Source organism: Rhizobium lentis (assembly GCF_017352135.1).
GTDB classification, from domain to species: Bacteria; Pseudomonadota; Alphaproteobacteria; order Rhizobiales; family Rhizobiaceae; genus Rhizobium; species Rhizobium lentis.
On the sequence record NZ_CP071454.1, the window covers coordinates 1,275,315 to 1,295,736 of the forward strand.

Sequence of the window (20,422 nt, forward strand, 5' to 3'; positions counted from 1 at the left end):
CATGGCGAAAGAGATCGAACGGAAGTTCCTTGTACGCAGCGATGGATGGCGTTCCGCAGTCGAGACAAGATCTGTTCTCAGGCAGGGTTACATCGCTTCGATGGACGACCGTTCCGTCCGGGTGCGCGTCCTCGACAGCAGGAAAGCGCGGCTGACGATCAAGATCGGCCGCAGCGCTATCACCCGCGATGAATTCGAATACGATATCCCCGTCGCCGATGCCGAAGAGCTGCTGCAGAACGCAATCGGCATCGTCATCGAGAAAACGCGCTACCGCGTTCCGCACAAGGGCTTTGTCTGGGAGGTCGACGTCTTTGCCGGCGCGCATCGCGGATTGGTGATCGCCGAGGTCGAAATGACGTCGGAAACCGACGATCCGGGCCTGCCCAGCTGGCTTGGCCGTGAGGTGACCGGCGATGCCCGCTATTCCAACCAGGCCCTTGCCACAGAATACGAGCATGACAGGCATGGCCTATCGAATACGGCCTGACGCCGATTTCACCGACGAGTTCCGCAGCGTCGCCACCGAGCAGCTTGACTATGCCGTAACAGTTCTCGAGGAGCGGCCGGACGGAGCGCATGAGGCAATCCATTCCTTTCGCAAAAACCTGAAGCGGCTGCGCTCGCTCTACCGGCTGGTGGCCCGCGAGGTGCCGGATTTCCAGGACCACGAAAATGCGAGGCTTCGCGATACCGCTCGGTCGCTTTCGGCGATCCGTGACGCTGCCGCCTTGATCGGGACCGCGCAATATCTGCAGAAAACCGCGCGTGGGAAAGAAGAAAGCGAGGCGCTCGGCCGTATCGTCACCATTCTCGAAGGACGCCGCGACCGGATGGCGGAAGCCGAAAGTGAGCTGGAAAACAGGCTGACGGAGACGACCGGCATTCTGAAGGAGGCCACCGCCGCCCTGGACGCGGTCTGCTTTGACGGCGGCCACCGCAAGAACGCCCGCATGCTGGCGAGGAGCTGGCGCCGGACGGCGCGCAAAGCGAAGGCGGCGCTTGCGGCTTGCCACGGCGAGGGATCGGCCGACGTTTTTCACGATCTGCGCAAACGCACTTACGATTATCGGCTTTACCACGCCCTTTTGCGCGACGTCTGGCCGGGCGCCATGAAGGCCAAGCGCGATGCGGCCAAGGATCTCGTCGAGGATCTCGGCCGCATTCACGATCTTGCCGTGCTCTGCGAACTGGTCGAAGCCGAGCCGCAAATCTTCACCCGCAACGACGATCTTGCCCATCTGCTCGACGCGATCATCTTCCGCCAGCAGGAAGACCGGCGGCAGGCGCTTGTCAAAGCCGAGGCCGTCTTCGCCGATGACCCTGATGAGGAAGCGCAGCGTATCGAGCTTCTCTGGCTAACCGCCGCAAATTGAGACGAATGGCAGACGTGCTCCTGCAGCCGGCCACAGTCGAGGCCACCGCCGGCGGAAGGCAATTGCGCGGCCGGCCGATTTTCTGTATTTCCCGCACATGACCGACAGCCTGACACACACCGGCCCGTTCCTTGTAGCGGCGCTCTACCATTTCGTTTCCGTGCCACGCTTTGCCGGCCTGCAGGCCCCGTTGCAGGCGCTTTGCGAGGAGAACGGCGTCAAGGGTACGCTGCTTCTGGCGCACGAAGGCATCAACGGCACGATCGCGGGACCGGATGCCGGCGTTGGCGCCGTGCTCGCCTTCCTGCGTGCCCAGCCGGAATTTTCAGGCCTGGAGCATAAGGAAAGCCGCGCTTCCAAAATGCCTTTCCTGCGCATGAAGGTGAAGCTGAAGAAGGAAATCGTCACCATGGGCGTCGAAGACATCGACCCCAACAAGGTGGTCGGCACCTATGTGGCGCCTCAGGACTGGAACGCGCTGATATCCGATCCCGATACGATCGTCATCGATACCCGCAACGATTACGAGACGGCGATCGGCACGTTTCGCGGCGCGCTCGATCCGAAGACGAAAACCTTCCGCGAATTTCCCGATTGGGTGCGGCAGAATACCGGCCTGCACAACAAGCCGAGGATCGCCATGTACTGCACCGGCGGCATACGCTGCGAGAAGGCCACTGCCTTCATGAAGGCTGAGGGTTTCGATGAGGTCTATCATCTGAAGGGCGGCATCCTGAAATATCTGGAGGAAGTGCCGCAGGAAGAAAGCCTCTGGGATGGCGCCTGCTTCGTCTTCGACGAGCGCGTCTCGGTCGAGCACGGGCTGAAGGAAGGCGAACACAAGCTGTGCCACGCCTGCCGCAACCCGATCACACCAGAGGAAATCACCTCCCCGCTCTACGAGGAAGGCGTTTCCTGCAGCCACTGTTATGCTAAGCGCACCGAGGAAGACCGGCTGCGCTATCGTCAGCGGCAGCACCAGATCGCGCTGGCAAAAAAACGTGGCCAGCGGCACATCGGCAGCTAAGCCTCATTTTTTAGAGCTTGCCGTCCGAGAATTTCGCTGTCAGGCCGCGCCGAGCCGGCGCCGGGTTGACGGCTCCGCGGCACGAAGTTCGTTTAGCATCTCGGTAATTCGCTCGGCCGCCACAGGCTTTCCGAACAGATAGCCCTGCAGGCAGTCGCAGCCGAACAGGCGCATGGCGACGGCCTGCCCCTCGGTCTCGATGCCTTCGGCCGTCACCGGGATATCGAGCGAGCGGGCGAGCGCCACCGTCGCCTGCAGCATTTCGCGCTGGCGCTTGTCCTCGTTGACGCCCATGACCAGCGAGCGGTCGATCTTGATACGGTCGAAGCCGAACTGCCGGAGATAACCGATCGAGGAAAAGCCGGAACCGAAATCGTCGAGCGCCACTTTGACCCCAAGCCCCTTCAGCCGTTCGATCGACTGGCGGGTCCGCTGCGGATTCTGGATCATATAACCTTCGGTGATCTCGAGTGTGATGCGGTCGGCCTCGATCTCCGTCTGCTTCAACACGTAGCGCACATAATCGGTGAAAGCGGGATTGCGGAACTGTCCGGGCGACACGTTGACCGAAACCGTCAGTTCCGGCCACTGCTTGGCAGTCTCGCAGGCTTTGCGCAGCACGAACAGGCCGAGCGATTCAATGAGGCCGCTGGTCTCGGCGATCGGAATGAACACCTCGGGCGAAACCGGGCCGTGGCCCGGCCGGTTCCAGCGCACCAGCGCCTCGACGCCGGTCAGCGCATGGGTGGTCGCGTCGACCAGTGGCTGATAGGCAAGCGTCAGGTCGCCGCTTTCAATGGCGATTCTAAGATCGAGCTCCAGCGCATTGCGCTGCTCGCGGTCCGCATCCATCGACGGATCGTAGAGCGTCATACGCGCGCGACCGGCCTCCTTCGCCTTGTACATGGCAAGGTCGGAACGGCGCACCAGTTCCTCGCGGTCGACTGTGCCGGCAGGCGACATGGCGATGCCGATGCTGGCGCCGACGACGACGACACGGCGACCGATCTCCAGTGGCTCGACCAGAAAATCGAGGATCTGCTCGGAAAGCTGCAGGGCGGCGGCGTTCTCGCCATCGGAGAGAAAGGCGATCGCAAATTCATCCCCGCCGATGCGGGCGAGAACAGCGCCTTGCGGGATCAACACCTCGAGTCCGGCCGCAACCGCGCGGATCAACTGGTCGCCGGTGCCGTGTCCATAGCTGTCATTGACTTCCTTGAACCCGTCGAGGTCGAGATAGAGGAGCAGCACGTTGCGCTTGCTCTGACGCGCTTCGAGGACAAAGCGATCAACGGCGAGCCCGAGACCGTCGCGATTGGAAAGCCCGCTCAGCCTGTCGCGCAGCGCTTCCTCGCGCGCGCTGTTTTCCTCCGCCTTCAGGCGTCGGCCGGCAAGCCAGCCGATGGCGAGCAGCACCACGAAGAAAAGCCCGACGAGACCGAGCGCCTCGATGACCATGGGGCGTACCTGTGCATAGGCGATATTGCCGGGTGAGCGCGAGTTCCAGACGAGCTTGCCGATCGGTGCCCCCGCCGCGTCGACGATCGGTACGAGGTACTCGGCATGGAACGTCGGCGGCACCAGCCGCAGTCCGCCGATCACATAGGTCCGGCCGAGCGCGACCACCCTGTCATCATCGAGATGGCGGGCGAAAACGAGATACCGGTGCTGGCTGGCAGGCATGTCAAGCGCACCGGATTTCTTCCGCACCAGAGCCACGCCGACAGCGGCAATGCCACGTTTGGTGGTAACGAAACCGACCGCCTGGGGCGTATCGGCCGGGCCGGCCGCCTTCACCGTGTCGAGCAGCTTCCAGAGCGAAGGTGCGAAGAAATCCGCGAGCGGCTCCTCCATCGGCTTGCCGTCGCGATAGGCTATCATCGGCTTCTTCGTGTCATCGATCACAATCGCCATGTCGAAAAGCGCACTGTTGACCGACATCTCGCCGTAGTTGCTGATGGTCCACCCCATGCCGTCGGGCGCATAGACGTTGGCGGCGGCATCGTCCCAGGCGGCATAATCGTCCAGCGTCGCGCCGAGCTGGTCCTCGAAGGTCTTCAACGCGCCGATCGTCGTTTCGCGCGAGCGCTCGTCATCCAGGACGTTGGCATTTTCAGCCAAACGTTCGAGTGCCGTCAACACCATGATGGTGGCGACCGCGACGATGACCGCAAAGGAGAACAGCACGCCCGTGACGGTAATGTGACGGCCTATTCCTGATCCCTTGTTCTGCAATTTACCGAATATCTGCATTACCGCTCCCTGACCATTGGACTTTGCCAGTCAAGGGTTCAGAAACGTTTAAGCAACCGCCTGTTGCAGATTTCTGTGGCCGATTTTTTCCTTCCGCGAAAATTAAAGGTAGGCAGCGGGCGCCGTCGGCCTCAAGCTTAGGTGAGCTGCTGATCCGGCTTATGGTTGCCCTTCGGAAACTGCGCCGCCAGTTCGCGATACCATTTGCCGCTTCTCTTCACGGTGCGCGTCTGTGTCTCATAATCGACATGGACGAGGCCGAACCGCATGCGGTAGCCTTCCGCCCATTCGAAATTGTCCATCAGGCTCCAGGCGAAGTAGCCGCGCATGGGGTAGCCGTCCTTGATGAGCGCGGCCACGACGTCAATGTGATCACCGATATAATCGAGACGCATCGTATCGTCGACCTCGCCTGCGACGACACCGGTATTGTCGCAGGCGCCGTTCTCGGTGATGTAGCATTCCGGCAATTCGTAGCGACGATAGAGATCCTCGACCAGCAGCTTCAATCCCGGCGCATAGATTTCCCAGCCGATGTCGGTCTTGACGTCGCTTGCCGGCGGCGCTTTTACCGTCCAGGGGAAATCGCCTTTTCGTTCGGCATCGTCGGTGACACGCTCGGGCGTGTAGTAATTCAGACCCCACCAGTCGAGTTTCTGGCTGATGAGCTTCAGGTCGCCGTCCTCGATGACCGGCATGCGGTCACCCAGCGCCTCCACGAATTCCTTCGGATATTCGCCTTTGAAGACCGGATCGAAAAAGGCCCCATTGTGGAACTGATGCGCACGTTCGGCGGCTGCCAGATCGGTCGGGCTGTCGGAGCCGGGAATAACCGAAGCGGCATTGAGCACGAGACCGACAGGCACGTTGGGAGCTTCGGCGCGGATCGCCTCGACACCGAGGCCGTGGGCAAGGTTCATGTAATGCATGGCGTGAAGCGCGGCCTGCATGTTGCGCTCGCCGGGGGCATGAATGCCGTAGAGGTGGCTCAGCCAGACGATGCACCAGGGCTCATTGAAAGTCGCGACAGCGTCGAGGCGATCGCCAAGGCGGCTCATCACCGTCTTGGCATAACGCTGAAAGGCATAGGCGGTCGAGCGCGCCGTCCAGCCGCCATCGCCGGCGAGCAGCAGGGGCAGGTCCCAATGGTAGAGCGTCGCGAAAGTCTTGATCCCACGCGCCTTGCAGCCATCGACCAGGCGGTCGTAGAAGTCGAGGCCGGTCTCGTTCACCGGGCCGGTGCCGTCGGGGATGATCCGCGGCCAGGCAATTGAGAAGCGGTAGGCTTCGACGCCATCTCCTTGATGAGATCGAGGTCCTGCTCAAGGCGGTTATAGTGGTCGCAGGCAATGTCGCCATTATCGCGATTGTAGACGCGGCCAGGCATGTTGCAGAAAGCGTCCCAGATGGATGGCTTGCGGCCATCGGCCTTGCTGGCGCCCTCGATCTGGAAGGCGGCGGTGGCAACGCCGAAGGTGAAATCACCGGGAAAGCGGCTTGCAAGCGTCTTCGCATCGATCATCTCTAATTCCTCTTAGCATGTGGACTGACCGTGGGCGGGATTTAGCCAAGCCGGAAAGCAAAGTACAGGTCTTCAGGGAGAAAAACTGCAACGTTACAGTAGGGACGACAGAGCGGCCCTGACGGCATCGTTTCGTCGGTCCCGATTGCCATGCTTTCAGCCTCCGCCGCTCGCATAACGCGAATGTCAGCAGTCGTGACTTGCTGCCGGGCGCATGATCACTACACAGCGAAGACATCGCAAACAGGAAAGGAACCCAATGCTGTCTTCGATCCATCTGCTGCAGCCCCATCTGCTGAGTCTGCTGCGAATCGTCGCGTCGCTCGTGCTTTTCAGCTACGGAACGCAGAAAATTCTGCATTTTCCCGTCGCGGCAAGCGTGCCGCCCATGGGCTCGCTCCCCTGGATTGCCGGACTGATCGAACTATCCTCGGCTTCCTTGTCCTGGTGGGTTTCCAGACCCGCATCGCAGCCTTCGTGCTCTCCGGCTTGATGGCTTTCGCCTATTTCATCGGCCATGCGGGGAAGAGCTTTTATCCCGCCCAGAACGGCGGCGTCGCCGCGATCCTGTTCTGCTTCGTGTTTCTTTATCTGGTGGCGGCAGGCGCTGGACCGCTCAGCGTCGACGGCCTCATGAAGCGCAACCGCGCTGCCGCCTGAGAAATCAGGGACAATCCGAGGCGGTCCAAGACCGCCTCGGCGTTCCTCGCGGCTCCGGGCCATCCGAGGCGCGGATCGCCAAGGCTCAGAGCTTGACCCAGGCGCCGTTTTTCTTGGACGAGGCAACGCAGGCCTCGACGAAGGCCACACCCTTCACGCCGTCATCAACTGTGGGATAGACCACCGCCTTGTCGACCTCCTTACCCTTCTTGCGGGCGTTGATCGCATGCGCGGCTTCCGTATAGATCGTCGCGAACGCCTCGAGATACCCTTCCGGATGTCCGGACGGTACGCGCGAAACGCGGCCGGCGGCGGCACCAGCACCGGCACCGCCACGGGTGATCAGCCGCTTGGGCTCGCCGAAGGGCGTATACCAGAGGTAGTTGGGATCCTTCTGGGTCCATTCCAGCCCACCCTTGGTGCCGTAGACGCGCACCATCAGGCCATTTTCATGGCCCGGTGCCACCTGGCTGCACCAGAGCATGCCCTTGGCCGGCTTTTCCGAGCCCTTTGCCTTGAAGCGCAGCATGACATGGGCATTGTCATCGAGCCGGCGGCCGGGAACGAAGCTGTCGAGATCGGCAGCCAGGCTGTCGAGTTCCAGTCCTGATATGAACGAGGCGAGATTATAGGCATGCGTGCCGATATCGCCGGTGGACCCGCCGACACCGGACTGCGCAGGATCGGTGCGCCAGGCGGCCTGTTTCTGGCCGGTCTGCTCGACGGCTTCCGTCAGCCAGTCCTGCGGATATTCGGCCTGGACGACACGGATGTCGCCGAGTTCGCCGTTTGCAATCATCTCGCGCGCCTGGCGGACCATCGGATAGCCGGTGTAATTATGCGTCAGCACGAAGAGCGCGCCACTCTCATCGGCGATCTTCTTTAGCTTCTTCGCATCCGCAAGGTTCGATGTCAGCGGCTTGTCGCAGATGACGTGGATGCCGCGCTTTAGGAATTCCTTGGCCGCGTCGTAATGCACATGGTTCGGCGTGACGATCGCCACCGCCTCGATGCCGTTTTTCAGCTTCGCCTCGCGGATCGCCATCTCGCGGTAGCTGGAATAGGTCCGCGACGGGTCAAGGCCGAGGTCGCGGCCAGACTGGACGGCCTTGTCAGGCGTCGACGACAGCGCGCCGGCGATCAGATCGTATTGATCGTCGATGCGCGCCGCAATGCGGTGCACCGCACCGATGAACGCGCCGGCGCCGCCGCCCACCATGCCGAGCCGAATGCGCGGCTCACGGCTCTGTTCGGATGATGCTTCAATTGCCATTCTGGTCCTCCTGAAATTTAACCTGGTGCGGACGCGCCCCTCATCCGCCAGCCGCCACCTTCTCCCCGCACGCGGGGAGAAGGCCTATGCCGCGCCCTCTCCGTTTCCCCGCTAGCTCTCGCAAGGCACGTCCCCTCTCCCCGTCGGAACGGGGAGAGGGTTAGGGTGTGGGGCAAGCTAGCCACCAACCGGTGCCCATTGATTTAGGAAAGCCCCAGCATCCGCCGGTTTGCCGTCTGATCCGTGCCGCCAGCGGCAAAATCGTCGAAGGCTTTCTCCGTGACGCGGATGATATGGGCGGCTACGAATTCCGCACCCTCGCGGGCGCCGTCCTCTGGATGTTTCAGTGCGCATTCCCATTCGACTACGGCCCAGCCGTCGAAATTATTGGCCGTCATCTTCGAAAACACCGCGCCGAAATCGACCTGGCCGTCGCCGAGCGAGCGGAAGCGGCCGGCGCGTTCGACCCAGCCCTGATAGCCGCCATAGACGCCCTGGCGCCCGGTCGGATTGAACTCCGCATCCTTGACGTGGAACATCTTGATGCGGTCCTTGTAGATGTCGATGTTCTCGAGATAATCCAGGCACTGCAGGACGTAGTGCGAGGGATCGTAGAGCATGTTGGCGCGCGGATGGTTCTTCACCCGCTCCAGGAACATCTCGAAGGTGATGCCGTCATGCAGGTCTTCACCCGGATGGATCTCGTAGCAGACGTCGATGCCGTTCTCATCCGCATGGTTGAGGATGGGCGTCCAGCGGCGGGCGAGCTCGTCGAAAGCGGTCTCGACCAGCCCGGCCGGACGTTGCGGCCAGGGATAGATGAAGGGCCAGGCAAGCGCGCCCGAGAAGGTGGCATGCGCCTTGAGCCCAAGGTTTTTCGATGCCGTCAGCGCCATCTTGACCTGCTCGACCGCCCATTCCTGACGGGCTTTCGAATTGCCGCGTACCTCGGGCGCCGCGAAACCGTCGAAGGCTTCGTCATAAGCCGGGTGAACCGCGACGAGCTGGCCCTGCAGATGGGTGGAAAGTTCAGTGATCTCGATGCCATTTTCGCGGGCCTTGCCGGCAAATTCGTCGCAATAGTCCTTGGATGTGGCAGCCTTCTTCAGATCGATCAGCTGGCTTGCCCAGGTCGGAACCTGAACGCCCTTGTATCCGATGTCGGCCGCCCATTTGGTGATCGCGTCCCAGGAATTGAAAGGCGCGGCATCGCTCGCGAACTGGCCAAGGAAAAGGCCAGGACCCTTGATCGTTTTCATGTCAGATTCCTCCCTGAATATCGACCGTAAACGTTTCTGAAGAACTTGTAGCACGCATTTCGGCGGGAGCAAGGTGCCTCCTCGCACTTGCCGCCGATTTGGCGTGAGGCCAGATGCGATATGGTTGCGAGCTAATCATGATGGGCTGCAGTGGGCAAGAGGTACGTGCAGCATTTTCGCTGTCCGCCACGCGAGAGCAATAAGATGCGCCCATCCCTGCGAATGGGCGCACTTGCCCGATCAAGTGATCAGAACGGAGAATCCGGGAAGTAGAAGTTCTTGGCATTCTCCTTGGTGACGAGCGTCGCGTCGAGAATGTAATTCCCGTGAACCGGGACCTGGTCGTAGAGCGCCGCCGCCGTCAGTTCCATCGCCGTGCCGACCATTGCCGGCGGATAGAGAACGTCGACCGGGATGAGTTTGTCGCCATCCATGACCTTCTTGATCATGTCCTTGGAGCCGGCGCCGGCGACGACATACTGGATGTCGGTGCGCTTGGCCTGCTCGATCGCCTGAAGAACGCCGACGGCCATATCGTCATCCTGGCACCATACGACGTCGATTTTCGGATACTTCGTCAGATAGTCCTGCATCACCTTGAAGGCGTCGTCGCGGTTCCAGTTGCCATACTGCCGGTCAAGAACTTTGACCTTCGAGCCGGCGATACCCTTGTCGAAACCGTCCTGGCGCTGCTGGTCGATCGGGATCGGCAGACCGCGGATAACGACGACCTCGGCTTCCGGCGTCTTTTCGGCGATATATTTGCCGGCGACTTCGCCCAGCGCCGGATTGTTGCCGGCGACATAAAGATCGCGCACGGAGTTGTCGTTATTAGACGGCGCGCGGTCGACAAGCGCAACGAACTTGCCCTTGTCCTTGACTTCCTTGATGGCGTTGACGAGCGGATCCGGATCCGATGGCAGGATGACGAGCGCATCGATGCCCTGCGTATCGAGGTCCTGCACGGCGTTTGCCTGCGTGGCAGCATCCGGCGAGGTCTTGACGATGACGTTGAGGCCCGGATGCTCGGCCATCAGCTTCTTGGCAATGCGCTCGGCATGGAACACGACGCCAGAAGTCCAGCCGTGATCGGCGGCCGGAATGGACACACCGATCGTATAGTTCTTGTCCTGGGCGTAGGCTGCACCGGCAAAAGCCACCCCCGCAACCGCCAGACCCAACATGAGCTTGCGCATTCAATTTCCTCCCAAAAAATATCAGGGACTTGTCCAATCCGAGCCGGGTGCCCTGTGAAGCCCGACCAATTCGAGAAGCAGTTTCCTAGGATTTGCGAACCAGCGACCGCTGCACCAGCATGGCGATGATGATGATCGCACCCTGGATCGCGCCGATGAGATATTCGCTGATGAAGTTCGAAAGCAGCATGATGTTGCCGACGAGTTCTAGAATGAAGGCGCCGCAGATCGTCCCCCAGACCCGGCCGGCGCCTCCCTTGAGAGCCGTGCCACCGACGACGACGGCGGTGATAGCCTGCAATTCCCATAGGATGCCGGTCGTTGCCGAGGTCGAACCGAGGCGCGGCACATAGAGCAACACGGCAATCGCCACACAGAGACCCTGGATGACAAAGGCAATCGTGCGCACGCGATTGACCGCAATGCCCGAATAGCGCGCGACATCACTGTTCGAACCGACAGCCACCACATGGCGGCCGTAACGTGTGCGATAAAGGATGAAGGCGGCAATCGCAGTGACGACGAGGATCACCACGATGGGGACGGGAATGCCAAGGATATTGCCGAAATAGGCCGGACGGTAGAGCGTCTGGATTTCGCTCGAGCGCAACGTGATCGCGCCGCCCTGCGACAGCCAGGTAGTCAAGCCGCGATAAATGCCCATGGTGCCGAGCGTGGCGATGAAAGGTTCGATTTTGCCGACGGTGGTGATGAGGCCATTTGCGAGGCCGCAAAGAGCCCCGGCAGCGACGGCGAAGGCCACCGCAGCCGTCAGCATCAGCACCGGATCGGCAATGGCACCCGAATTGATCAGCAGGATCATCAGACTGGCGACGAAGGCGACCATCGAGCCGACGGAAAGGTCAAGGTCTCCGGCAGAGATCACGAAAGTCGCGCCGACTGCGATGATGGCGATGAATGCGCAGCGTGTCGCGACGTTGGTAAGATTGGTGATGCCGATGAAATTCGGATTGACCAAGGCGCCGACGATCAGAAGCAAGGCCAAAGCAGCGAACGGCGCAACCGCCCGCAGGTCAACGTCACGCCAGGACCTGCGCCGGATTTCCCTGGTCTCCTCGTTAATGCTCATCTCCAAAACCAACCTCCCGTCCCAGACCGTCTGGGCATCTTACCTATTGCCCGCGTCGGTGATGTCCCGCACCGCCGTCACGCGGCCACCTTCTTCTTGAGCCCGGCGGCGTAACGCATGATCTCCTGCTCGGAAATCTCGTCGCCCTCGAGCACGCCGACGATGTGTCCCTCGCGCATTACCACCACGCGTGTGCAGAGCCCGATCACTTCAGGCATTTCCGAGGAAACGACGATGATCGACCGGCCGTCGCGGGCGAGCGCCGATATGAAATGATAGATCTGCTGCTTGGTGCCGACATCGATGCCGCGCGTCGGCTCGTCGATGATGATGATGTCAGGCTCCGTCTCCATGACCTTAGCGAGCAGCAGCTTCTGCTGGTTTCCGCCCGACATGCGGCCGGCGACGATGTTGGCGTCGCGGACCCGGATGTCGAAGCGGCGTTTGGCTTTCGCCAGTGCAGCCGCCTCGCTCCCTGGACTGAGATAGCCGTGGCGCGAATGCCGGCCCAGCGATTGCAGCGTCAGATTGGTCGCCATGCCGGAACGCAGCAGCAGCCCCTTCGACTTGCGGTCCTTGGTCATATAGGCAAGCCCGCAACGGTTGGCCGCATGCACGTCGCCGGAGGGGACCTTTTGCCCCTTGATGACCACCTCACCCTCGAGACGGTGCCGCAAGCCGGCGATCGCCTCCATCAGCTCGGTGCGGCCGGAGCCGATCAGCCCGGAAAAGCCGAGGATCTCGCCTTTGCGCACCTCGAAGCTCGCATCCTTGATATAGCCGGTCGACACCGAGGCGACGCTGAGGACGATCTTCTCGTCGACATCAGGCTCGACTTTGGCGGGATAGAGGCGGGAAAGTTCGCGGCCGACCATCAGCTGGGCGATCGATTCCCCGTCCAGAATGGAGGTCGGCGAAGTCTTGATCCACTGGCCGTCACGCAGCACCGTCACGCGGTCGGTCAGCTCCATCACCTCGTCAAGCTTATGCGATACGAAGACGAAGCTAGTGCCCTGATCGCGGAGCTTGCGAACCTGCTTGAACAGCATGTTGGTCTCTTCCCGCGACAAAACGGCGGTCGGCTCGTCCATGAAAACGACGCGCGCCTCGCGGCTGATCGCCTTGGCGATCTCGACCATCTGCTTGTCGGCAATGGAAAGCGTGCTGACCAGCGCGTTCTCATCGACATGCGAACCGAGCACATCAAGGACCTTGCGCGTTTGCGCGCGCATGTATTTGCGGTCAAGCACACCGAAACGCGTCACCTCGCGCCCCAGGAAAAGGCTTTCCGTCACGGTCAGATGTTCGGCCAGATTGAATTCCTGGTGAATAATGACGATGCCGAGCGCTTCCGCAGCACCATTCGGCGGCAGGACGACAGGCTTGCCATCCAGCAGAATTTCGCCCGAGCTCGGCTGCTCGAAGCCCGACAGCACCTTGACAAGCGTGGATTTGCCGGCGCCGTTTTCGCCCATGAGCGCGTGGATTTCACCGGCGCGGAGATCGAAGTTGACGCTGAAGAGAACCTGCACACCGCTGAAGGACTTGCATATGCGCCTGGCGGACAGCACCACGGGTGCGGTGTCGGCGATCTCCACGGTCATCATGCCCTCCCCCTAGAGCCTGCGCGCCCGGCGTCTTGCACCGGCAACGCTCCTTCACTTGAACTGGCGCGCATTTCCTCCTGAAACGGCTTGGCCTTCAAAAGGCTTGCGCACGCGGCTCCCGTACCGCTTCGAGCCCTATGTAAACCTTTACATCGGGCATGTAAAGGTTTACATCGTGGATTAGCACAGATGAGTTGAAGCTTACCTTTGACCTCTCGACAAGTCTGTGTAGTGTCGCGGCGAAGTCAGCCTTAAGGCAGAGCCAGTGTCGAATTCCACGCCCGCAACCATCGAAGACGTCGCCCGCATCGCCGAGGTCTCCATCGCGACGGTTTCCCGGGCGATCCACACACCGGAGAAGGTCGCCAACTCCACGCGGCTCAAGGTCAACCAGGCGATTGCCATCACCGGTTATACGACCAATGCCATGGCGCGCAGTCTGAGGCTCGGCCGCTCCAACATGATCCTCGTCGTGGCGCCCGACATCGGCGATCCCAATTTCTCCAACATTCTCGTCGGCCTGGAGAACGAGGCGCGCGCCCACGGCTACGGCGTCCTGATCGGCCATACGCAGAACGACGCCCAGCGTGGCCTCGAATATCTGAAATTCTTCAACTCCAACCAGGCGGCCGGGCTGATCCTCTTCACCGGCATCCTGCCCTTCGGTCACCAGACCATGACGGCACGGCTGCCGCCGAGTGTCGGCGTTTTCGAACCTGTGTTCAACGGCGGCATTCCCTATGTCGGCGTCGATGATACCGAAGGCGCCAGGAAGGCAGTCGACCTGTTGCTGGCGGAAGGCCATCGCAAGATCGCCTTCATCGGTGATTCCCGCACGCGGCTCGCCTATACCAGGCGTCGCATGGGCTATGACGCCGGACTCGACGCCGCCGGCGTTCCGCCCGATCTGAGGATCGTGCTCGAAGGCGACGGCACCATCGAAAGCGGGCGGCATGCGGTCGAGCAGCTTTTCATGCGCGATACGCTCCCGACCGCCTTCATGTGCGTGAACGATCAAACGGCAATCGGCGTCATGATCGGGCTCGAGGCACGCGGTTACGATATTCCGCGCGATTTCTCGGTGACCGGTTTCGACGACGTGCCGCAGGCCGTCTTCATATCCCCATCCCTGACAACGATCCGCCAGCCGCGAACGGCGATCGGTAAACAGGCGATGGCGCTGCTGCTAGAGCTTCTGTCCGATGGGCGTCCGGCCGAGACTGAAATTCTGCTGAGGCCGGATCTGGTGGTTCGAAACTCCGTCTCGGCGCCGTCGCGCAACTGGTCGAAGCGCTGACGCGACATAGCTGACCGGAGTGGGAGCCCGGCGACCGATGGCCGCCGGCGCCTGTTGTTAAACGTAACGGTTGACGACGTTTTCGAGCAGTTCCTGCTTTCCGGATCTCGGCTGCGGATTGACGTCCTTGGTCTCGACCCAGTTCGTGATCTCATCCAGCGAATACTCGCCGCGGAAGAGCTTCTGCGCCTCGGCCGAATCCCAACCGGCATAACGATCGGCGAGCGGCTGCGACAGAGCCTTGTCCTCGATCATCTTGGCGGCCGCCTTCAAGCCGCGGGCGCAGCAATCCATGCCGCCGATATGTCCGATCAGCAGGTCTGCCGGATCGAGCGACTGGCGGCGCAGCTTCGCATCGAAATTGGTGCCGCCTGTCTTGAAGCCGCCGCCTGCCAGAACGTGATAATAGGCAAGCGCCATTTCGGGAACATTGTTCGGGAACTGGTCGGTATCCCAGCCGGACTGGTAGTCGTTGCGGTTCATGTCGATCGAGCCGAAGATGCCGAGTGCATTGGCAAGCGCCAGCTCGTGCTCGAAGGAGTGGCCCGCGAGGATCGCGTGGCCCTGCTCGATATTGACCTTCACCTCGTTTTCAAGACCGTGCTTCTTGAGGAAGCCATAGACGGTCGCGACGTCGTAATCATACTGGTGCTTGGTCGGCTCCTGCGGCTTCGGCTCGATCAGGATCGTGCCTTTGAAGCCGATCTTGTGCTTGTACTCGACGACGAGATTGAGGAAGCGGCCGAGCTGGTCGAGCTCGCGCTTGAGATCTGTGTTGAGCAGCGTCTCGTAACCTTCGCGACCGCCCCAGAGCACATAGTTCTCGCCGCCGAGCTTCTGCGTGGCGTCGATGCAGGTCTTCACCGTTGCAGCAGCGAAAGCGAAGACATCGGGATCCGGGTTGGTCGCCGCACCCGACATGTAGCGGCGATTGGAGAAGAGGTTCGCAGTGCCCCAGAGCAGCTTGGTGCCGGTGGCAGCCTGCTTCTCGGTAAAATAATCGACGATCTCGTTCAGGTTCTTGGTGTTCTCGGCAAAATTCTTGCCTTCCGGGCGCACGTCGGCGTCATGGAAGCAATAATAGGGCGCGCCGAGCAGCGAGAAGAATTCGAAAGCGACGTCGGCCTTCAGCTTTGCGGCCTTCATCGTGTCTTCAAACCAGGGGCGCAGGAAGGTCTGGCCACCGAAGGGATCGCCGCCCGGCCAGGTGAAGGTGTGCCAATAGGCCACCGCAAAGCGCAAATGGTCCTCCATGCGCTTGCCGAGGACGATCTCGTCCGGCTGGTAATAACGGAAAGCCAGCGGATTGGTGCTGTCCGGGCCTTCATATTTGATCTTCTGGATATCGCCGAAAAATCCGGTGCTCATGTTGGGGTCTCCTTGGGTTCGTATCTCTTGGCAGTTCTGAATTGTTGGTCTGCGCCAGCGGCCCCTCACCCGACCTTTCGGTCCACCTCTCCCCGAGGGATCCGAAGGACGGGTCGAGACGCGTGGCTCGACCCCGGTCGGTGCCAGCAGGCGGATGAGTGGGCCGCTGCCTCCAGTTCTCAATGCGCCAGCGATTTGATCGCCGGATAGAGTGCCCGGTAGCGCTTGTAGGCCTCCTCATAGGCGCCGCTGAGCGCCGAAACCGGCTCGATCGTGCCTGCCGTCACCGGCGGCGTGCAGACGGCAATCGGATCGGCTCCCGTCGCCGCGATCAGGCCGAGGCGGGCCGCGCCGAAGGCCGCACCGAAATCTCCGTCGGCCGGCAGGTCGACCGGAACGCCGAGCGCGGTAGCGATCGATGCCAACCAATACCGCGAGCGCGAGCCGCCGCCGATCGCCGTCACCCGGGATATGCCGGTGCCGGCCGAACGCAGCGCTTCGAGATTGTCGCGGATGGCGAAGGTCACACCTTCAAGAACGGCCTGGGTGAGCACGGCGCGGCTGCTTTCATGCCCGAGGCCGATGAAAGCGCCGCGGATGACGGCATCATTGTGCGGCGTGCGCTCGCCGGAGAGATAGGGCAGGAAAGTGACTCCGGTCGGCGCCTTCAGCGTCTCCCCGACTTCGCCCGTCAGGTCGGCGGCCGATTTGCCGGTGACGCCGGAATGCCAGTTGAGCGCATCGGTGGCCGACAGGATGACGCCCATCTGGTGCCAAGTGTGCGGCAACGCGTGGCAGAAAGCATGCACGGCGCTTTCCGGCTTCGGCAGGTATGAACCGTTGGCGGCAAAGAGCACGCCCGACGTGCCGAGCGAGACAAAGGCGGCGCCATCGCTGACAGTGCCCATGCCGCAGGCCGACGCCGCGTTGTCGCCCGCGCCGCCGGCAACCACAACCGAGCCCGGAATACCCCATTGCGCCGCCAGTTCGGGCCGCAGTTTGCCGGCCTGCTCGGTGCCTTCGACGAGCGCCGGCATCTGCTCCCTGGAAAGATTGGTGGCGGCGAGCAGCTCGGACGACCAGGCGCGCTTGCCGGTGTCGAGCCAGGAGGTTCCGGCCGAATCCGACATTTCGGAAATATATTCGCCGGTCAGCCAGAGGCGGAGATAATCCTTCGGGAGCAGCACCTTGGCCACCTTGGCGAAGTTTTCCGGCTCGTGCTTCTGAACCCAGGCGAGCTTCGGCGCCGTGAAGCCGGGGAAGACGATATTGCCGGTGAGCGCGCGGAAGCGTGGATCGGCGTCAAGCGCTGCTGCCTCGACATGACTGCGCGTGTCGTTCCAGAGAATGCAGGGCCGCAGCACCTTGTCGCTCGCGTCGATGAGTGTCGCCCCGTGCATCTGGCCGGAAAGGCCGATGCCCTTGACCGCCGCAAGCTCTTTCGGATGTTTCGCCTTCAGGCCGGCAACGGCTTCCTCCGTGGCGCGCACCCAGTGCGACGGCTCCTGCTCCGACCAGCCGGAATGTGGGCGCGACACGTCGAGCGCACCATTGGCCGAGCCGATAATCGTCTGATCACCGTCGATCAGCATCGCCTTGACGCCGGAGGTTCCGAGATCGAGACCGAGATACATGGGTATTCTCCTTTGCCGTTACGGCAGATTGTCTTTCAGGAAGATGTCGAGACGGATGCGCTCCTGCGCTTCGATGACGGCAAGCCCGTCCGCCTTGGCTTTCAATACGCGGATCGCGCTGCGCACCTCATGGCCCGCATCCTGGTTGAGGATCGCATCGATCGTACGGTCGATGAGTGCGGCGCGCGTATGCACGGTCAGCTCGTGGGCAATGACGGTCAGCGTCCGGTCAACGGCCTTTTCCTTCAGCGCCCGGATCAGGCCGCGGTTACCGGCGCCGAGGCTGTAGACGCCGACGATACCGGCATTCCTGGACAGTGCATCGGCAACGAGCATGTGCGCAATCTCGGGATCGTCGCGGCCTTCGAGAACCGGCAGGATCGCAAGGCCGGGAAATTCCTCGGCCATGACCGAGGTAAAGCCCTCGAGCCGCTCGCGATGGTCGCGCACCAGCATGGAGCCGGCAAGCACGGCGATTTCGCCTTTTCGGGCCCCGAGGAACCGGCCGAGCAGACGGGCAGCTGTCCGCCCTGCTGCAATATTGTCGACGCCGGCATAGTGATGGCGCAGCGACCCGGTGAGATCGGAAACCAGGGTGACGATGGGAAAACCGGCGCGCACCAACCTGTCGACGATGGCCCGCACTTCAGGCGCATCGGTCGCGACCATGGCGATGCCGCAGGGTCTTTCCCGGGCAAGTCCTTCGAGCACGGAGACGAGGGCAGCCGGATCGAAAGCCGACACCTCGATGGTGCGAATATCGGTGCGCTCGGCAGACGAGCGGAGGATTGCCTGCCGAATCTCGGCATTCAGCCCATGCATGAAGGAATTGTCGCTGGCCGGCAGTATGAAAACCAGTGGATAGGTTCGCCCCTTGGCCAGATTGGCGGCGGCAACGTCCCTGATATAACCGAGCTCGCGAATTGCGGTCTCGACCTTCTCCCGCGTGACGTGGCGCACACCGGGACGCTGGTTGAGAACCCGGTCGACAGTCGCGAGACTGACGCCTGCCGCAGCGGCGATATCGTGAACTGTTGGCCTCATCATTCCTCCTGACGAGACCATTAGCGCCATTCTTGATGTACGTAAATCAAAAAATCCAGAAGGCCGATTCGTGCGCCGTTTTTCCGAGCGGACGGTCCGTTTCGGACCGACCTGGCCGAGGATTACATGCTGATGGCACAACGGTTGAAAAACCGCAATAAAAAGGCCCCCCGAAGAGGGCCTTTTCAAGGGGCAGTCGGCCGGAGGTCAGTGGCCGCCGCCACCTCCTCCCCCGCCTTGCGGCGCGGGTTTCTGAATCATCGCGACACCGAGAATCATTGCGACGAAAAGCGCGGTCAGGATCAGGAACACGTCGCTGAAAGAGAGGATGACCGCCTGTTTGGTGGCAAGGCCGACCATCTGCTTTATCGCGACCGAGGCGCCGTCCATGCCGTAGCTGTTGAAATTGGCGGCCATGTTGTTCATCTGGTCGATCGCCGCAGGATTGCCCCAGTCCATGTTTTCCCGCAACCGCTCGTAATGCACGTCCTGCCGGTTGGTAAGCACGGTATTGATGACGGCAAGACCGACGGCGCCGCCGAGGTTTCTGGTCAGGTTGAACAGACCGGAGGCACCGCGAATGCGCGAGGGCGGCATCGTGCCGAGCGCGATGTTGTTGATCGGCACCATGCACATCATCAGCCCGAAGCCGCGCAGGATCTGCGGAATGAAGAGTTCGTAGAAATCCCAATCCGCCGTCAGGTGGATCATGATGTAGGTGCCGGCGGCAAAGCTGACGAAACCGATTACCATCATCAGGCGTAGGTCCATCTTGGTCGACAGCCTGCCGGCGATCGGCGCGGTGAAGAACATCGCAAGCCCGGAGACGAACATCGTCTCGCCGATCATCAGCGAATCATAGCCGCGGATACGGCCGAGATAGACCGGGTAAATATAGGTCAGGCCATAAAGGCCGATGCCCATGACGAAGGAAAAGACCGAGCCGAAGGAGAAATTCCGGTTCGCAAAGGCCTTGAGGTCGACGACGGGGAATTCCACGGTGAAGGCGCGATAGAAGAAGACGATCGCTGCGACGCCGGAGGCGACGGCGGCGGCGGCGATCGAACTGTCGTTGAACCAGTCGTTCGAATTTCCCTCTTCGAGAACATATTCCAGCGCGCCGAGGAAAATGCCCATCGAGATCAGCCCCCACCAGTCGAACTTCTTGAAGAGCGACAGTTCGGGCTTGTCGAAATCGATGAAGTTCCAGGTGACGATCGTGACGATGATGCCGGGAACGATATTGACGAGGAACAGCCAGTGCCAGGAGAAGGCGTGGCTGAGATAGCCGCCGACGGTCGGACCGATGGTTGGCGCCAGCGTCGCGATCAGGCCGATGATCGGCGAAACGATGCTGCGCTTCGACGGCGGGAAGATGGTGAAGGCGGCTGCGAAGACCGACGGGATCATGCCGCCGCCGATGAAGCCCTGAATAGCGCGATAGACGATCATCTGATCGATATTCGTCGCCGTCGCCGCAAGTGCGCTCGCCATGGTGAAGCCTGCGGCCGAGATCGCGAAGAGATAACGCGTCGAAATGATGCGCGCCAATGTGCCCGACAGCGGGATCATGATCACTTCGGCGATCAGATAAGCCGTCTGCACCCAGCCGATCTCGTCGGAGCCGGCTGAAAGCCCCGCCTGGATTTCGGCAAGAGAGGCCGAGACGATCTGGATGTCGAGGATCGACATGAACATGCCGAGCACCATCGCGAGGAAGGCGATAAGCTTCCTCGGATCCATCCGATCCTCGGCATGAGCAGGCGCTGCCGGAATCGTTCCCGCCGTTGCTGTCGCGCTTCCGGCCATCGGACCA

At 61.5% G+C, this 20,422-nt stretch carries 14 protein-coding genes and 2 pseudogenes; 5 read left to right on the plus strand and 11 right to left on the minus strand.

What is annotated here, in order from left to right; genetic code table 11:
* The first annotated feature begins 1 nt into the window (after window position 1).
* From J0663_RS06140 to trhO, 3 genes are all read left to right on the plus strand, one after another.
* Window positions 2–490, plus strand: coding sequence for a CYTH domain-containing protein (locus J0663_RS06140; RefSeq protein WP_207243574.1), 489 nt, complete (start codon window positions 2–4; stop codon window positions 488–490).
* Entirely contained in the window at window positions 468–1,376 is a 909-nt protein-coding gene (locus J0663_RS06145) for a CHAD domain-containing protein (RefSeq protein ID WP_207243575.1), read from the plus strand. Before J0663_RS06140 ends, J0663_RS06145 begins: the two co-directional genes overlap by 23 nt.
* Before the next feature lie 97 nt (window positions 1,377–1,473).
* A complete protein-coding gene (gene trhO, locus J0663_RS06150; protein ID WP_207243576.1) occupies window positions 1,474–2,403 on the plus strand; it encodes an oxygen-dependent tRNA uridine(34) hydroxylase TrhO in 930 nt (309 codons plus the stop codon).
* 39 nt (window positions 2,404–2,442) lie between these two features.
* Here the strand turns inward: trhO and J0663_RS06155 are convergent, their stop codons facing one another.
* A complete protein-coding gene (locus J0663_RS06155) occupies window positions 2,443–4,656 on the minus strand; it encodes a bifunctional diguanylate cyclase/phosphodiesterase (RefSeq protein ID WP_207243577.1) in 2,214 nt (737 codons plus the stop codon).
* 137 nt (window positions 4,657–4,793) lie between these two features.
* Window positions 4,794–6,178, minus strand: a pseudogene (locus J0663_RS06160) (GH1 family beta-glucosidase).
* Window positions 6,179–6,437: 259 nt separating this feature from the next.
* On the opposite strand from J0663_RS06160, the pseudogene J0663_RS06165 reads away from it, so the two are divergent.
* Window positions 6,438–6,838, plus strand: a pseudogene (locus J0663_RS06165) (DoxX family protein).
* A gap of 85 nt (window positions 6,839–6,923) precedes the next feature.
* Here J0663_RS06165 and J0663_RS06170 read toward each other — a convergent pair.
* From J0663_RS06170 to J0663_RS06190, 5 genes are all read right to left on the minus strand, one after another.
* The gene (locus tag J0663_RS06170; RefSeq protein WP_207243578.1) at window positions 6,924–8,111 is read right to left on the minus strand and encodes a Gfo/Idh/MocA family protein; all 1,188 of its coding nucleotides are present in this window, start codon (window positions 8,109–8,111) and stop codon (window positions 6,924–6,926) included.
* 203 nt (window positions 8,112–8,314) lie between these two features.
* Window positions 8,315–9,370: a sugar phosphate isomerase/epimerase family protein gene (locus J0663_RS06175; RefSeq protein WP_207243579.1), complete on the minus strand. Its 1,056-nt coding sequence runs from the start codon at window positions 9,368–9,370 to the stop codon at window positions 8,315–8,317.
* 248 nt (window positions 9,371–9,618) lie between these two features.
* Window positions 9,619–10,566, minus strand: coding sequence for a substrate-binding domain-containing protein (locus tag J0663_RS06180; protein WP_207243580.1), 948 nt, complete (start codon window positions 10,564–10,566; stop codon window positions 9,619–9,621).
* A gap of 85 nt (window positions 10,567–10,651) precedes the next feature.
* On the minus strand, window positions 10,652–11,656 hold the full coding sequence (locus tag J0663_RS06185; RefSeq protein WP_207243581.1) for an ABC transporter permease: 1,005 nt from the start codon (window positions 11,654–11,656) through the stop codon (window positions 10,652–10,654).
* 77 nt (window positions 11,657–11,733) lie between these two features.
* Window positions 11,734–13,260, minus strand: a complete 1,527-nt coding sequence (locus J0663_RS06190; protein ID WP_207243582.1) for a sugar ABC transporter ATP-binding protein — start codon at window positions 13,258–13,260, stop codon at window positions 11,734–11,736.
* 268 nt (window positions 13,261–13,528) lie between these two features.
* Here J0663_RS06190 and J0663_RS06195 point away from each other — a divergent pair, with 268 nt between their 5' ends.
* Window positions 13,529–14,560 (plus strand): LacI family DNA-binding transcriptional regulator, encoded by a 1,032-nt coding sequence (locus J0663_RS06195; protein ID WP_207243583.1) that lies wholly within the window; start codon window positions 13,529–13,531, stop codon window positions 14,558–14,560.
* A gap of 57 nt (window positions 14,561–14,617) precedes the next feature.
* Here the strand turns inward: J0663_RS06195 and xylA are convergent, their stop codons facing one another.
* The 4 genes from xylA to J0663_RS06215 all read right to left on the minus strand — a co-directional run bounded on the left by xylA (window position 14,618) and on the right by J0663_RS06215 (window position 20,415).
* Window positions 14,618–15,928 (minus strand): xylose isomerase, encoded by a 1,311-nt coding sequence (gene xylA / locus J0663_RS06200; RefSeq protein WP_207243584.1) that lies wholly within the window; start codon window positions 15,926–15,928, stop codon window positions 14,618–14,620.
* 179 nt (window positions 15,929–16,107) lie between these two features.
* Window positions 16,108–17,562: a xylulokinase gene (xylB, locus tag J0663_RS06205; protein ID WP_207243585.1), complete on the minus strand. Its 1,455-nt coding sequence runs from the start codon at window positions 17,560–17,562 to the stop codon at window positions 16,108–16,110.
* An 18-nt stretch (window positions 17,563–17,580) separates the two neighbouring features.
* Window positions 17,581–18,606, minus strand: coding sequence for a LacI family DNA-binding transcriptional regulator (locus J0663_RS06210; RefSeq protein ID WP_207243586.1), 1,026 nt, complete (start codon window positions 18,604–18,606; stop codon window positions 17,581–17,583).
* Window positions 18,607–18,813: 207 nt separating this feature from the next.
* Window positions 18,814–20,415 (minus strand): DHA2 family efflux MFS transporter permease subunit, encoded by a 1,602-nt coding sequence (locus tag J0663_RS06215; RefSeq protein WP_207243587.1) that lies wholly within the window; start codon window positions 20,413–20,415, stop codon window positions 18,814–18,816.
* Window positions 20,416–20,422 lie beyond the last annotated feature (7 nt).